The organism is Gimesia maris (assembly GCF_008298035.1).
GTDB classification, from domain to species: Bacteria; Planctomycetota; Planctomycetia; order Planctomycetales; family Planctomycetaceae; genus Gimesia; species Gimesia maris.
The window spans coordinates 3,172,190-3,186,980 of sequence record NZ_CP042910.1; the positions used below are offsets into that span (position 1 = coordinate 3,172,190).

At 50.5% G+C, this 14,791-nt stretch carries 14 protein-coding genes; 5 read left to right on the forward strand and 9 right to left on the reverse strand.

Annotated elements, in window-relative coordinates:
- The first annotated feature begins 221 nt into the window (after positions 1 to 221).
- Entirely contained in the window at positions 222 to 2,018 is a 1,797-nt protein-coding gene (locus GmarT_RS11820; RefSeq protein ID WP_002648295.1) for an aspartate kinase, read from the forward strand.
- 98 nt (positions 2,019 to 2,116) lie between these two features.
- On the opposite strand, the gene GmarT_RS11825 is transcribed toward GmarT_RS11820, so the two are convergent.
- The 5 genes from GmarT_RS11825 to GmarT_RS11845 form a co-directional block, all read right to left on the reverse strand.
- Positions 2,117 to 2,491 (reverse strand): DNA-binding transcriptional response regulator, encoded by a 375-nt coding sequence (locus GmarT_RS11825; RefSeq protein WP_002648294.1) that lies wholly within the window; start codon positions 2,489 to 2,491, stop codon positions 2,117 to 2,119.
- A 19-nt stretch (positions 2,492 to 2,510) separates the two neighbouring features.
- Entirely contained in the window at positions 2,511 to 2,897 is a 387-nt protein-coding gene (locus tag GmarT_RS11830) for a DUF4440 domain-containing protein (protein WP_002648293.1), read from the reverse strand.
- Between the two features lie 32 nt (positions 2,898 to 2,929).
- The gene (locus GmarT_RS11835) at positions 2,930 to 3,472 is read right to left on the reverse strand and encodes an FHA domain-containing protein (RefSeq protein ID WP_081459580.1); all 543 of its coding nucleotides are present in this window, start codon (positions 3,470 to 3,472) and stop codon (positions 2,930 to 2,932) included.
- Positions 3,473 to 3,567: 95 nt separating this feature from the next.
- Positions 3,568 to 4,854, reverse strand: coding sequence for an ATP-dependent Clp protease ATP-binding subunit ClpX (gene clpX / locus GmarT_RS11840; RefSeq protein WP_002648291.1), 1,287 nt, complete (start codon positions 4,852 to 4,854; stop codon positions 3,568 to 3,570).
- Between the two features lie 201 nt (positions 4,855 to 5,055).
- Complete coding sequence (locus tag GmarT_RS11845) at positions 5,056 to 5,409, reverse strand: hypothetical protein (protein WP_002648290.1); 354 nt, start codon at positions 5,407 to 5,409, stop codon at positions 5,056 to 5,058.
- A 716-nt stretch (positions 5,410 to 6,125) separates the two neighbouring features.
- Here GmarT_RS11845 and GmarT_RS11850 point away from each other — a divergent pair.
- The 3 genes from GmarT_RS11850 (at position 6,126) to GmarT_RS11860 (ending at position 9,296) form a co-directional block, all read left to right on the forward strand.
- Positions 6,126 to 6,611, forward strand: a complete 486-nt coding sequence (locus GmarT_RS11850; protein ID WP_002648288.1) for a hypothetical protein — start codon at positions 6,126 to 6,128, stop codon at positions 6,609 to 6,611.
- A 45-nt stretch (positions 6,612 to 6,656) separates the two neighbouring features.
- A complete protein-coding gene (locus GmarT_RS11855) occupies positions 6,657 to 7,304 on the forward strand; it encodes a bifunctional 4-hydroxy-2-oxoglutarate aldolase/2-dehydro-3-deoxy-phosphogluconate aldolase (protein WP_002648287.1) in 648 nt (215 codons plus the stop codon).
- A gap of 345 nt (positions 7,305 to 7,649) precedes the next feature.
- Positions 7,650 to 9,296: a hypothetical protein gene (locus tag GmarT_RS11860; RefSeq protein ID WP_149302751.1), complete on the forward strand. Its 1,647-nt coding sequence runs from the start codon at positions 7,650 to 7,652 to the stop codon at positions 9,294 to 9,296.
- A 34-nt stretch (positions 9,297 to 9,330) separates the two neighbouring features.
- Here GmarT_RS11860 and GmarT_RS11865 read toward each other — a convergent pair whose 3' ends face one another.
- Together GmarT_RS11865 and GmarT_RS11870 are read right to left on the reverse strand one after the other, a co-directional pair.
- The gene (locus GmarT_RS11865; RefSeq protein WP_002648206.1) at positions 9,331 to 9,657 is read right to left on the reverse strand and encodes a Sec-independent protein translocase subunit TatA/TatB; all 327 of its coding nucleotides are present in this window, start codon (positions 9,655 to 9,657) and stop codon (positions 9,331 to 9,333) included.
- Between the two features lie 109 nt (positions 9,658 to 9,766).
- Positions 9,767 to 9,973, reverse strand: coding sequence for a Sec-independent protein translocase subunit TatA/TatB (locus tag GmarT_RS11870; protein WP_002648205.1), 207 nt, complete (start codon positions 9,971 to 9,973; stop codon positions 9,767 to 9,769).
- 80 nt (positions 9,974 to 10,053) lie between these two features.
- On the opposite strand from GmarT_RS11870, the gene GmarT_RS11875 reads away from it, so the two are divergent.
- Positions 10,054 to 10,281, forward strand: coding sequence for a hypothetical protein (locus GmarT_RS11875; RefSeq protein ID WP_002648204.1), 228 nt, complete (start codon positions 10,054 to 10,056; stop codon positions 10,279 to 10,281).
- Between the two features lie 146 nt (positions 10,282 to 10,427).
- Here the strand turns inward: GmarT_RS11875 and GmarT_RS11880 are convergent, their stop codons facing one another.
- Positions 10,428 to 11,483: a hypothetical protein gene (locus GmarT_RS11880; protein WP_002648203.1), complete on the reverse strand. Its 1,056-nt coding sequence runs from the start codon at positions 11,481 to 11,483 to the stop codon at positions 10,428 to 10,430.
- 178 nt (positions 11,484 to 11,661) lie between these two features.
- Positions 11,662 to 14,685, reverse strand: a complete 3,024-nt coding sequence (locus tag GmarT_RS11885) for a PQQ-binding-like beta-propeller repeat protein (RefSeq protein WP_002648202.1) — start codon at positions 14,683 to 14,685, stop codon at positions 11,662 to 11,664.
- Between the last annotated feature and the right edge of the window lie 106 nt (positions 14,686 to 14,791).

Sequence of the window (14,791 nt, forward strand, 5' to 3'; positions counted from 1 at the left end):
TTTCCCATTCCTGATTCACAGACAAAACAGAATTCCATTCATTAGATGGAGTCGAGTCGACTAGACTGTGTCCAGTTTTACTGTAGCGTCTCCAGGATCATCTGAACCGGGTATATTAGACCGTGGGGTGCTCTGGTGAAATGTGATGCGTTCTAAACACGACCGCCGGTCAGTGTAATCAGTAGTTTGTTCATTTTTTTGCAGAGAAACGGAGAGAGAAAGTGTCGCTCATTGTCCAGAAGTTTGGTGGAACGAGTGTAGCAGATACCAGTAAGATTCTGGCAGCGGCCCGTCGGGCAACCGAAATGCAACAGGCGGGGCACCAGGTTGTGATGGTCGTCAGTGCGCGCGGTAAAAAAACAGACGAACTGGTCAGGCTGGCTGCAGAAATAACGGACCACCCTACTCCGCGCGAGATGGACATGCTGCTCTCGACAGGCGAGCAGGAATCAGTGGCTCTGATGGCGATGGCATTGCATAAGCTGGGAGTCGAAGCGATCAGCCTGACAGGGTCGCAGATCGGGGTCGTGACCGATTCTTCCCACACCAAAGCCCGGATTATTTCAATCTCTACCGAGCGGATGCGTGCTGCTCTGAATGAAGGAAAAATTGTGATCGCCGCTGGATTCCAGGGGCGGGATAAAGACTGGAATATCACAACACTGGGGCGTGGTGGCAGTGATACGACGGCGACTGCCCTGGCTGCCGTGCTGGATGCGGACATGTGTGAAATTTATACGGATGTGGAAGGTGTATTTACCACCGATCCCCGTATTGTTACGGAAGCACATAAAATCGACAGCATCTCATACGATGAAATGCTGGAACTGGCCAGTCTGGGTGCGGGCGTCATGCATTCCCGGTCGATTGAGTTCGCGAAAAAATATAAGGTCCCTCTAAAAGTACGCCCTTCTTTTTCTGATGGAGAAGGAACCCTGATTGCGGTTCAACCGCTGGAAGGTGCCCCCGTGGTGACCGGGGTGGCATTCGTACGGGATGAAGTGCGCGTGAGTCTGACCGATATCCCTGACGAACCGGGGATCATGGGGAGTATCTTCACACGGATGGCCGAGCGTAAGATCTGCCTGGACATGATCGTGCAGGATGTGGGAACCGCAGGTCTGGCCCGCGTTTCCTTTACCGTTCCCCAGTCCGATCTGGCAGAAACATTGACGGCTGCTACCGAAGCCATCGAGGCAATCGGAGCCGGGAAAATCCAACATGGCACAAATCTATCCAAGGTTTCCATCGTGGGCTGCGGAATGCGGAACCATTACGGAGTGGCCAGCCGCATGTTTACCATTCTGGCTGAAGCCGGTATCAATGTGGGCATGATTACGACGAGTGAAATTAAGCTGACCGTGCTTGTGAACCGCGATCAGTGTGAAAAGGCGGTCCAGGTAATTCATAACGGATTCGAGTTGAATCAGCTTTCCAGTTATTCGTTTGCAACCAATGAAAAGCTGTCAGATGGTCAGCAGACAGGTGAGTCTGCCCAGGTTTTGACGACGCTTGAGCAGGACATTATTAATCAGCTGTCTCACATGGAAGACATCGTGGTCAGTGAAGTGCTGCTGGATCAAAACCAGTCCCGCGTTACGGTCAGAAATCTGCCTGACAATCCGGGAATCTGTTCGCGGTTGTTCTCGGTCGTTGCCGAGGGGGGCGTTTCGGTCGATATGATCGTACAGAACATGGGAGAAGACGAGCAGGCACATCTGTCATTTACAGTTCCGCGGACTTCCCTGGAAAAAAGCCTGGAACTGGTGAGCCCGCTGTTGAAAGAATGGGGCGATGCCGAACTGAGTCACGAGGCTGAAATTGCCAAGTTATCTGTCGTCGGGATTGGTTTACGCAGCCATACGGGTGTGGGGCAGTCCATGTTCAGCGCGCTCGCGGAAGCGGGCATCAACATTCAAATGATTAACACCAGCGAAACCCGCATCAGTGCCGTTGTCGATCATGAACAGGGCGAAGCCGCTTACCGGGGACTGTTGCAGAAATTCGACCTGGGCTAGACTGTGTCCCGTTTTACTGTAGCGTTTCCAGGTCTATTTGGGACGAGTCTATTAGCTTGAGTGCCGCTCTGGTTAGATATGATTCGGTCTGAATTCATTTACAACTCTTCAGCGAGCGCAGACTCCAGGATCTGAGGAAGTTGTGCAGAGAATCTGCTCCGCGGCATGACTTCTGAGCAGCCTGCTTCCCGGGCAGCTTCGAGTTTTTCGACATCCACGTGCGGTCCAAACGCGACACTGATGAGAGCGGGATGCTCCTGGTGGATTGATTTCAGCTGTTCCCAGTTTAATGAGGGCTGGTTGAGATCCACCAGCAGAACCTGGCGAATGGTGTCATCCAGTTGCGCCAGGGCCTGACGCGTGCTGAGCACGGTACAGAATGTGTATTCCAACTGTCGGGCGGCCCCGGTAATCTGGCTCGAAAACATGATGTCCGAACAGAGAATGAGTACCTGGGATGCTGGTTTTGTCATAATTGGTTACCGGGTATTTTCAGATTGTGGAGCGATGAAAATGGACGTGTTGCCATTCCCCATCCTGTTTCTGCCAGATGCGGGTTTCTTCGCAGGCAGCACTGGAATCGTGGCCATGTTCATCGATTGCCTGGACAATGCGGACATAAGTAATGAGGGCGACTTCGCCCATGATTGAGACCATGGGCGAACTGATGGTCGACTGGCGCGGCCTGCCCGTGGGATTCATGTCGAAATAAAAGCGATGGAAATCCATCCCTGAAATCAGGTGCCCCCTGGCTTCCGGTTCAAAGGCGGTCAGCTCTTCATCGCAGAGACTGGTGTAGGTGTTCCAGTCTTTATGGTCGATGGAATCCAGAAGTTGCTTGCTGAGTTTTAACAACTCTTGTACGTCGTTATCGGACATGAATGAGTCTTTCAGAAACGGATTGATGGAGTTCAGTTTTGATCCATTTTATCCGTTAGTTCAATTTCTGGAAATTGAATGGTCTTTTTATTTTCTGAAGAACTCTGATCTGGTACGTACTCATCAATGGTTGCCGTTTCGCTCGATTTTTTTTGATGCTCCGGCAATGGAATGTCCAGTGACCGTACATCATCAGAAACTGCTGTCAGAGTATTTTCCGGTAAGATCCCCTCCAGTGATTTGAGGTTGATTGTCGAGCCGACGTCGACAAAGACTTGCGGATCGTAGTCGACCTGAAAATTGACGTCGGCAATCGACAGCAGGCAGCCGGGAATCAGCTTGGTGTCCCGTTTCGGAGTCAGTTTCTGACCATCAATGAAGGTACCATTGGAACTGCCCAGATCATGGACCAGGGCTACAGAACCGGTCAGGAATATTTTGCAGTGGTGCCGGCTGACCAGATCGGATTTCAGCTTGATATCGCAGTCAGCAGCTCTTCCGATCAAAGTCGTTTTTGTGAGCGTCATGGTTTTAGTTTTAGGGGACGAACTTTGAACACTCAAACGAATTTTCATGACTCTACCACACGTAAGAAAACCCGCCGAAGTAAGGCTTCGGCGGGAAATTAGTTGATCGTTGGATCTATTATAGGCCCCCTGCTGACGCAAGTCTATGCGGCTGCAGAGTCATCACTGGGGAAAAGTTGTTCAGTACCCTGGATGATTTCCGGAGTGACCACATATTTCTTGCCGGCTTCCTGTTCGGGAAGTTCGTACATGATATCGAACATGGCCTGTTCAATGACACTGCGTAAGCCACGTGCTCCCGTATTTTTCTTTTGAGCAATACGGGCGATTTCGTGCAGTGCACCGTCAGTGAATTCCAGTTCGGCCTTTTCCATTTCGAAGAATTTCTGGAACTGCCTGACCAGAGAATTCTTGGGTTCGGTCAGAACACGTACAAGGTCTCCCTCGCCGAGCTGGGAGAGAGAAGAGAGTACGGGCAGACGTCCCAGGAGTTCCGGAATCAGACCGAATTCCAGCACGTCATCCACGGATGCCTGTGCCAGCAGGTCATTTTTAGACCGTTCCTGTACTTTCTTCTGCTGGTTATTCTGTCCGAAACCGATTGTTTTTCGCCCCAGTCGTTTCCCGACAATATCTTCCAGTCCCACAAAGGTACCGCCACAGATAAAGAGGATGTTACTGGTGTCGAGCTGAATATACTGCTGTTCGGGATGTTTGCGACCACCTTGCGGAGGCACATTGGCAACGGTCCCTTCCAGCATTTTCAGCAACGCCTGCTGAACGCCTTCGCCGGAAACATCCCGGGTGATGGAGACGTTCTGGCTGGTTTTGCCGATCTTGTCTATTTCGTCGATGAATAAAATACCACGCTGGGCAGCTTCGACATCGAAATCGGCGGCATGTAACAGCTTGAGTAACAGGTTCTCAACATCTTCGCCCACATAACCGGCTTCGGTTAGCGTGGTGGCATCCCCAATGGCAAAGGGGACCTGCAGGTAGCGGGCCAGACTTTTGGCCAGCAGGGTCTTACCAGATCCGGTAGGACCAATCAGCAGTATGTTGGATTTATCCAGTTCAACGTCCGAGCCCTCTTCTTCAGAGTGCATCAGTCGTTTGTAGTGATTGTGAACAGCAACCGCCATGACTTTCTTGGCTCGTTCCTGGCCAATCACATAGTCGTTGAGGTGTGTTACAATTTCCCTTGGTGTGGGAACATTCTTGAACAGTTTTTTGGTGGTGCCTCTGCGGCGGTGTTCCTGTTCCAGAATGGATTGGCAAACTTCAATACATTCGCCACAGATATACGCGTTATCGGGTCCCTCTACCAGGGGCCCCACTTCACGATAGCTTTTTCTGCAAAAAGAACAGTTCGCGTTTTTCTTCCCAGAAGAATTACGTTTTCCAGAGGTGATATCTCGTCCGGTGGGCATAGCTTCCCTTCAACGGTGTCAACTAAATAATGGCGATCAACGTCCAGTGAGTTTTGATTCTGCCTCCGTGCAAATCACTCGATAGGTAAAATAAATTTTGAAATGGATTCCTGATAAGAATCGATATCGATTTCTAAGAGGCCGTTATCGGATAAAAAAAAGTGATCTAATTCTATTTGCATTAAGAGGAACCGCTGACAGTTATTGCTGATCCGACTGATTGTTAATTTCAGCCTGATCAGAATTTGCATCAACGGCGTCCTTTTCCAGGCCGGGTTTGGCTGGTGCAACGAGTCGCTTTTTGATGGATCGGAATTCGTCGTCGGTAAGGTCACCTTCTCGCTGCATTTCTGCGAATTGCATAAGTAATTCACGGGCATCCACATGACGATCCTCATTTTCCCGAAAACGTCCTACGATCCATACGATCAACCAAATCAAAAAACTGACAATGAAGACTGCCAGGATCCATTCCACGAGACGGTCCCCCAGCAGTTCCTTGAACAGCTTTTGTTTATCCGCCTGATTTCCCAAAGTTAAAAAAATGAAAATCACTGTAATTCAGGCAGAGAGTAAAGTCTTCCTGCCTTCCCTAGAATACTGACTGAAAAGTACGACGCATGATCAATGGTCTGCGGCGATGGACTCGATGTTTTAACGAACGGACTGTCGTTATTATTAGGGACAAGTCAGAACGAGGCAAGTCTTCTCGAGTCTCAGGTCAGTATCAGTATATGCGAGAATAAGCATTTCACGCGCCAAAAATGGTCAGTTTACGATAAGAAACAGAAATAGGATTACTGGGAAACAGGAGTGTCTAGTGGCAGATTCGCTGTTCTTGGTAAAAAAGCCTGCTTTTCCAGCGTCAATTGTGTCGTTGAATCGGGGGCTGATAAAATCATCAGGTCTTCCCAGTCTTTGTAGAAGTTCAGCTCCAAATTCTGCCCGTCGGCGAGGAATGCAGGTTGAATCGTAAAAATTACATTGTCGAACTTACCGTAAGTATAATGTGACTTGTGATTTGACTGATTTTACCTGGCATGGGAGAATAGCATGGTTCAGGAATTCTGACAGTTGCGATTTCGAATTGGAACCAGAGGGAAAATTGCCTGTGAGGTCTGCAGACCGCTTGCATTGCATCCTGAACGGTTCAATTTTATGATCGACTTTCAAATCAGACATCAATTACAATTCCCGGTTTGACTGACAACAGGTCAGGCTGATGTTTTTAATACATTTTAATACAGATCGATAGAATTTGAGGATTTTGAATGGACTTTGAGAAACGCCTTCAGCATGCCATCAATAAAGGGCGCGCCGCCAAAGATGAAGAAATACGGCAGGAAGTCGGTAAAAAGATGACTGAGGAAGAGTTTCGGAATCTTCATTTAAAATACCGCCTGGAACTGACGGATCATATCGACAGCTGCCTGAAAAAACTGGCCGATCATTTTCCCGGATTTCAGTTCAATACCCTGATGGGGGAAGAAGGCTGGGGTTCGAAAATTACGCGTGACGATGTCAGCCTGAATTCCGGCAAACAGGCACGGACGCTTTACAGCCGCCTGGAAATGATCGTTCGCCCTTTCACAGAAACGCATATCCTTGAACTGGTTGCCAAAGCCACGATTCGGAACAAAGAAATTTATAATCGTTCTCATTATCAGTTTATCGCCGAAGCTGATATGCAGTCTTTTGAGGACCTGATGGACCTTTGGATTCTGGAATTTGCCGAGCAGTTTTCATTTCAGGGCTGATCAAGAATCCCTCCAAACCGTTACAATAATTAAGGTAAACAGCAGATGAGTCGTCATGCAGATTTAACGCAGGTTTTAGATCGTGGTGCGGTCGCTATTATTCGTGCCTCCTCGGGAGAATTACTGGTTGATGTCTCCAAAGCAATTTATGCCGGCGGACTGGATGTAATCGAAGTTACGTTTACCGTGCCTGGTGTGCTCGACATTCTGGCACAGACCAAACGGGAGTTGGGCGATAAGATCCTGCTGGGAGCGGGAACCGTGCTTGATACGGAATCAGCCCGGGCAGCAATTCTTGCCGGTGCGGAATTCATTGTGACTCCCACCGTGAATACCGATGTCATCGATTTATGCAACCGGTATGACAAACTGATTATGACGGGGGCTTTCACGCCGACGGAAGTCTTAATGGCCTGGGAAGCAGGCGCAGATATTATTAAAGTCTTTCCTGCTTTTGTGGGAGGACCCGCCTATCTGAAAGCACTGCATGGTCCTCTGCCCCAGATCCCACTGATGCCCACCGGAGGCGTCGATCTGGAAACCCTGCCTGCTTATCTCAAAGCCGGTGCCTGTGCTGTGGGACTGGGCAGCTCACTGGTCACTTCACAAATGGTTGAAGCGGGTGATCTGGATGGCATTCAGAAGTTGACCGCTGAGTATATGGGTAAAATTAAAGAGCTGCGCAAAGGGTAATTACCACCTCTTTTGCCGGGGGATTTCTCTTCACAACAGGAAGAATTCCTCACGTTTTCTCCTGTTGCGCTTCTGCTTTAACCCGAAAGATCGTCTCAAGTCATACGAACTGAATTGACGATATGGCTAGATAGTCAATCTTCGGTTTACCAGTGCGCGTATTTCCTGGTGTTGCGTCTCATTCAGTTTGACATACACTACGTTCGTCGAGAGATGCTGTCAGGGATCGAGATACATGCTTTGTACCCGGTGAATTGACTGTTAGTAAAATTCACACCATCTCAGGAGGGACTCCAGGCCGGGATCACGAGAAAAAGTGTTCTTCAGGCAGGGAGGTGCATTGGCATGAGACTATTTACATTACTGGTAGTCAGTTGCTTGTTTGGGGGATTTCAATCGAATTCCGCTTCGGCAGCTGCCCCTTCGTCTCCCGTATTTACCAGTAAAACCCAGTTTCGGATCCCCTACCATTATGATCAGGCTGAAATTGATCGACTGGGTGCACGGGAAATCAGACTGTATGTCTCGACTGACCGGGGAGTGACCTGGAATCATCAGCAGTCGGTGCCACCTTCAACTCGTAAATTTCCCTTTAAAGCAACTCAGGATGGGGAATACTGGTTCTCTGTTCGGACGCTGGATGCCCAAAATCAGCTCCATCCTTCCGGGCGTGTCTTCGAACCCGGTTTACGGGTTGTGATTGACACAACGCCTCCGCAGCTGGATCTGGATCTGCGACAGATCTCCCCGGGCAAAGTTCAATTGATCTGGAATGCCGAAGATCAGAACCTGGATCCGACCAAACTGGTTCTGGAATACGCCCAGAATGGCAGCCAGAACTGGCAGCGTGTGATTGTAGCGCCCCACGGTAAAGGCCAGACAACCTGGTCAATTTCACAAGGTGGTGTGGTCTCTGTGCGGGGCGTGATCAAAGACAGGGCTGATAATACCGGCAGCAGTCAGAAACAGATTCGGGTCGTTGCCGCCGCCAGTCGCACTACGATTCCCAAACCCAAACAGGATCTTCCCGATTTTAATCAGCCTATCGCTCAGGGAACGATGCCTGATAACAGTCTGACACAATCCGAGCCGGCAACACTGGCGCCTTATTCCGGCGAGAATGCGACAACTCAACCCACGCAACCACATAGTCTGGACTCACAGACACCTCTGGCAAACCGTCAGCTTCCCAGTGTTTTTCCCCAGCAAAAACGATTTGACCAGGTCGAACCGGGAGTGCAACCCGGTCAGGGGCAGGTCAAGAATCATTTTGTTACCGATGATCCGGAGAAGCGTCCGAATTACGCTAAAAACCGCTATCCTCAGACACCCACACAAAACTGGGCTGCAGAACGCAAGCAGGTGTTGAATGGGACGCAATTCCAGATTGGATTCGAGGTCGACGAAGTCGGGCCCTCGGGGATTGGCGCCGTTGAGCTCTATATCACAGAGGACAATGGCCAGAAGTGGTATAAATACGGCGAAGACCCGGATAAAAAGAGCCCCTTCCATGTCGAAGTGCCCCACGATGGGATTTATGGATTCTCCCTGCGCGTGCGAAGTGGTGTCGGTCTGGCAGATGCATTACCCAAGTCTGGTGAGAAGCCCGATGTGGTCATCGTGGTTGACCGGACGGCACCTGCTTTGAAATTGAATCCGGTGGTACAGGGACTGGGTGGAGAAGCGAATAAGGTGACGATCTCGTGGGCCATGAGTGATCAGAACCCTGCAGAGAAATCGATTGCCATCAATTTCTCGACGCAACCAGGGGGCCCCTGGGAGCCCATCGTTGACTGGCAGGAGGATCAGGGGCGGTTTACCTGGTCTGTTCGACCAGGCAATCCTTCGAAATTTTACCTTCAGGTGATTGCCCGGGATGCCGCCGGCAATGTTTCACAGGAAGTCACATCCCAGCCGATTATCCTGGATTTAACCAAGCCCTCCGGGAGAATCGTTGATGTGGAAGTGCTGAGTAAGGCGTCTCCCTATTAAGCCTGTTCAATCAGACTTACAGCCGCCAGGCAGCTCAGGCCTGTTCCGATTTTTCTTCCGACTTGGGTTCAGAGCTGGGAACTTCAAACTTGGGAGCCGTGAATTCATCAGATCGTTCCGATGGTGTGGGACGTGGTGTTTCAGGCTGTGAATGTGAATAGGATGCCTGGTTCACTTCGTCTTCGATGCCACTGACGCCCTTTTTGAATTCGACAATGCCTTTGCCCAGGCTGCGTGCGACTTCCGGTAAACGCTTACCAAACAGCAGCAGAGCAATGATGCCGACGATGATCATTTCATAACCGCCGGGCATTCCCAGAAAAGCGGGAACAGGTGTGATGTGTGTGATTGTCTGAAACATTTTCTTACCTCTTTTTATGACTAAGGTATTGAGGGGGAAACATCAGTTGGTTCCCCCTGATCCTGGGATCTTGTGGTTGAGAGTAAAACGATAAAATCCGGGTGATCGATCAGTTTGGCGGGTTGTCCTGTTTTGAGTCTTGCGACTGAATACGGGATGAATCCCCTTCGTCATCGGCTCCTTCCTGAGAGCCCTTCTTGAATTCGACGATACTTCTACCCAGTGAATTCATCACTCCAGGTAAACGCTTACCAAACAGAAGCAGAATAATTACTAAAATGATGGTGATTTCAATCCAGCCTGGAAAGCCAAACATACTGTGAGTCCCGTTAACTTCTATGAATCAGTCGAGTAGACGATTACATTACAATGGAGTAATCAGGTTCGTTCGGTGAAATGGTAACAGAAGAAGACTTCACCGAAAATGAACACCAGCGTAAATGGGATGTTTCAATCAGGTATGCACTGCCAGGTATGCTCAGCTGGTGTAAAGGAAAAGACCAGTCGGTAGGTTATCATTCCTGTATGATGGCACCTGCGAAAACAGTTCTCGGAGGAGATCCCATGGATGGATATCCACTCGGTTTGCCCGCAGGAGTCGCAGGAGGATTGAGCGGTAAGTAATTAAATCATAACCTCGCAAACGCGGCTGTCAACAGAATTTAACGTCCCAAATCGGGTGAATTCCGATTCTGCCTGGCATAGGTGCCTGTAAAAGTGGTTTGTTTCGGCATCTCAACCGGGCAGAAACCGAAAAAACGCGATTTGACTTAACTACTTATCGCGTCATGAGATGTTTTCTGCAGTAACAGCAGCATTTCCAGCCACTGGACCTGACGGGCAAAGGTATTCAGTTCCGGATCTTGGCTGTTTTCACACTCCTGGCAGCAGTCAACAAAAGCATTTAAAAGCCAGCGTTTGTTTTGGACTAATTTTGGCTTCCAGGAGGCGACGTGAGAGAGGCCTGCATACTGTTCAAACAGAGGCTCTACCGCTGTCGGCAGTTCGTCATGTAACGGATGGTAGCCGACTGCCCTGCTCCAGTATTTGGCATTGGAGTAATCGGGTTCGCGGCGGTGCATGATGTGATGCCAGTAATCGCCTGCGCCGTGCCTGCCCTGGCTTTGGACGGACTGTGAGTATTCGTGGCTTTCGTCCAGATAGTCATGCAGACAGAGCAAGCCGGCTTTGAGCGCGGTTGCATCCGCTGACGATGTAATCGAAGGAAGATCCTGCTGAGGATTATATCCCCGTAACAGGTCCAGCAGCCATTTTCTGTCAGGGCCTGGTAGAGAAGGCGCTAATTCCGGGAGAGAACCGGGATCATTACTTTCCACAGTAAGAGGGGTTTCAGTTTCGATCAATTGAAACGGGACTTTCTGTTTAGCCAGCAGGATCAACGTCTGCCAGAGTGGATCCAGAGAGTCCGGCAGATGATTGAGGCTGAGAAAGTCTGTTTTTCGAATCAGGATGCCGGCATGAGGAAGTGGGTTCATCGCTAATGCTGCCGCCTGCGGAGGCAGTGTCTGATATGTCTGTATCAGTGGCTCGGAAGCAGAGAATGGGAGCAGACAGACTCCTGCCTGCAGCTGACCTGGATCGAGGGCCAACAACTGGTCCAGGTCTGCCTGGGTCAGTTGAGGGGCATCGACAAAACCGACATACTCGTCGGTTGAACTTTCAAAGAGGGAAACCAGTTCTGTCCGCGTCAGTGAAGCGGGTGAAATTTGTTCGAGTGTACCCAGACTGACTGAAGAATCGCCGTTCGGGTAGTTCAAGGGCTCCAGAATTCGTTGGGGCAGATATAGTTTTACGGTCGCAGTCATGACAATCTGATTTCTGAGAATGAGTCGATACAGTTTTGAGCGGGTTTGCGGGAACGCTTCGCAGTACCATGATTGCGTAATGATAAGCGCGTGTGCCGATTAACCTGTGTTTCAGGCTAAACTAACGGATTTTCCACCCGACGGAAAGTCACGCTGCCCGATTGTAGCAATTCCGTTTTTAATCTGCCTGAAAGCAGAGGAGTTGGCCGTTTTCCAGAGAAACGATGATGCTGCCATCGACATTGATTGCCGTTCCCCCCTTCACCGCCTGGGCGGGCAAGGCATGCGACCAGAGATCGGTTCCCTGTTCGATATCAATGGCTGTCAGGAAGGGAGCCTCCGGTTGTTCATCAGGATGACCGGCGGTCAGCAGTACTTCGGGAGAAACAATGAAGCTGGTAAACCGGCGCTGCTGCTGATCTTCCCAGATATTTTTGCGTTTGAAGCTTTCTCCTGTGCGTCGGGCCCGCATACTCAGCCAGCGGGCAACCTCTTTTTTCTCCTGGGGAGCGCCGGGAGGCAACGCTTCTTTCAATGTCAGGTTGGTAAACACGCTTCCCTCATAACTGGCATCGTGCACCAGTTCCCGGCGGTCTGCCAGGGTATGTTCAATCGAGAGATATTTTCCGTACTCCGGGTAGTAGGGATAGAAAGCGGTTCTGAACTGAGACTGCACTTCCGTGCGGGGCGTATTCAGGCATTTTAACGTCTGCAGGTCATAGCGGGCAATTTCATACACGCCTCCGGCTAGAAAGCGGAGTTCGCCTTCATCGATAAACAGACTGCCCTGCAGACTGATGCCGCTGTTGACGGTGGGCGACAAGACGCCGGAGGTATTGTTTTCCTGCTTGAGTTCTCCCGTGATGGGATCCAGGGCAACCAGGTGTGTGCCATCAAAATGAGCAATTCCAGCAGCGGCATAGAGCGTATCGTCATGAACGACAACACCCCCGGCGACGGGCCAGGTGGAGATCAGTTTTCCATAAACGGGGATCCAGCGTTGTTCAGGCGCAACGCGAAATGACCAGAGGGGCTGTCCTGTCTTTGCGGCAAATGCGTAAACACGACCATCGGCAGAACCTGCATACAGGCGGTCTTTGCTGACTGTGGGAGGATAAAAAATCGCGCCGCCCGTGTATTGTTTCCAGAGTAGTTTTCCCTCCCTGTCATACGCGTAGATGACACCACTTCGGTCAGCGAGGAAGATCATGTTCCCTGCGATCACAGGAGCCGTCAGCAGCGCTGATTTTGTGACCTGTGTTGACCAGGCAGGGTGGGTTTGCTTTGGAACCGGGATTTGGGTTGTCGATGACTGATGCTGGTCACCGCGATAGGCAGGCCAGGCTGCGGAATGATCCGCCAGAGATTCTACGGCATCGAGCTGATTTGTATAAACTGTTCGACGCGGTGGAATATTTTGTGTGGCAGCTGCTGAATTTTTCTCGGGTCCCAGGCAGATGTGTCCGTAAAGGGACAGTTCACAACCGCACATCCAGGGGCCCCAGTAAAGCAGGCCGTTGGAGACGATGACGCCGTCCTGACAGGGAGGCCGCATGGGAGCGATATGTTGCGCGGTATCGGAGGCAGTTTCCAGCCGGACGGTGCCGCCGCGTGTGCGAAAGAAAATACTGTCGACGCTGCCGGTAGCACGCGTGCAGGCACGACGTGTGGGCAAAGACGCCAGCTTTTTGCCCGTGGCGTAATCCAGTTTCATCCCGGTTTCTTTGGGGCCCGCTGCATAGATGCCGTCATTACGCAGCACCAGTTGCAGGTTCCCGTGCTCTTTTTCCCACAGCATGTAGCCATCCGCGGCGGATGCCGAAACGAGATGCAGACGCTGTGGTCCTGCAAAGAACAGATAGTCGTCGCTGCACTTCAGGTAGGTCGTGGTCGCGTAACCGGTGACATAATGCTGGGCTTTCTGATTGGAACCGATGGACGCCAGTAATTTTTCATCACTGTTTTTCCAGAGTTGTTTCCCGGTTTTCGTGTTGAGACATCCCAGAAATTTGTCCGGACAGTAATAAAAGAGGCGATTATTTTTCATGCAGACGCCTCGGCTGTCGATGTAATCTTTTTCCTGGTAATTCCAGAGGATATTTTGGTCTGCCAGGTTGATTGCGACGAAAGTGCGACCGAACCCAAAGGCCTGCTTCGGATCGGAATAGTCGTGCCCTTTCCACATGCCCCAAGGCCAGTGTCCCAGTCCCCGCCGGGCTGATTTTTGCGTATCGACTTTGACTTCTTCGTTGCCGATCAGGGCATAAAGAACTCCGTCCTGCATGCCCATCCATTTCCAGACAGGGCCATCCGCCAGCTCTTTACCAATTTTGATTTCGTCACGAATTTCACCAGTTTCACTGTCAATGATTTTACAGGACTCATTGTCAGCCATGTACAAGGCGTCGTCAGTGCCGATCATCGTATTGCGGTGAATCATGAAACCTTCCGGCAGCGGACGTTTCCAGAGGATGGTTCCGTTAAAGGCATTGATGCACATCAGCGTATTCAGGATCGCGTTCTGGTTTTCCTTGTGAGCAATGTGTCCAAACGCCTTGAAAACTTTGCCACCCGCTGCAACGGAAACTTCGGGCATGGGAGAGAACTTCGGATCTGCCAGGAACTGGGTTCGGTAGGGAGCGCGCGCATTCTGATCGGTCGACTGGGGATTGTTATCCGGGCGATGGTAAGGATGGTTCCAGTCGTCATTCCCGGAGGGAACAGGTTTTTTCAATTCTGAATCAGCGCGGTAAGCGATTGCCTGTGGACGTAACACGCGCAGAAGTTCGGTTTGTGATACCTGCTGGTCTGCCGTTTTTTCGACCAAGATGACATCAGCCAGATTACTGGCCAGGGCCAGCGACTGGATCGGGCCGTGTTCTGCAAAGATTCGATTGCCAAGAAACCCGTTTTTTTCAGCCAGGTGTCTGACCTGGGTTACGTCTGTAGCAGAATCCGACTGAAAAAAAATCTGGAACTCTGAATTGCGAATCAGTTCGATCAAGATAGAGCCCTGCTTTTCTGCCGGCAAGCCGAGTACCACACAGATCCCTTTTTGTGAGGGCAGTTTTTTGAGACGGGCAGCGGCTGACTGCGAGATCTCCGGTATCGGACCTGCCTGTTCGGCTGCCGGCAGACTTGCTGCAAGCAGAAACCAGATTGATGCGAATGTGTACCACCATCGGTTTTTCAGAATCGGCATGCTCATCCTCCATGGTGTGATGAATAAAACGGAGATGTGTGCCTTAATATGATGTCAGATTAGAATCATATTTCAAAGAATATTTATGCGTCGAAGCAGAATTTAT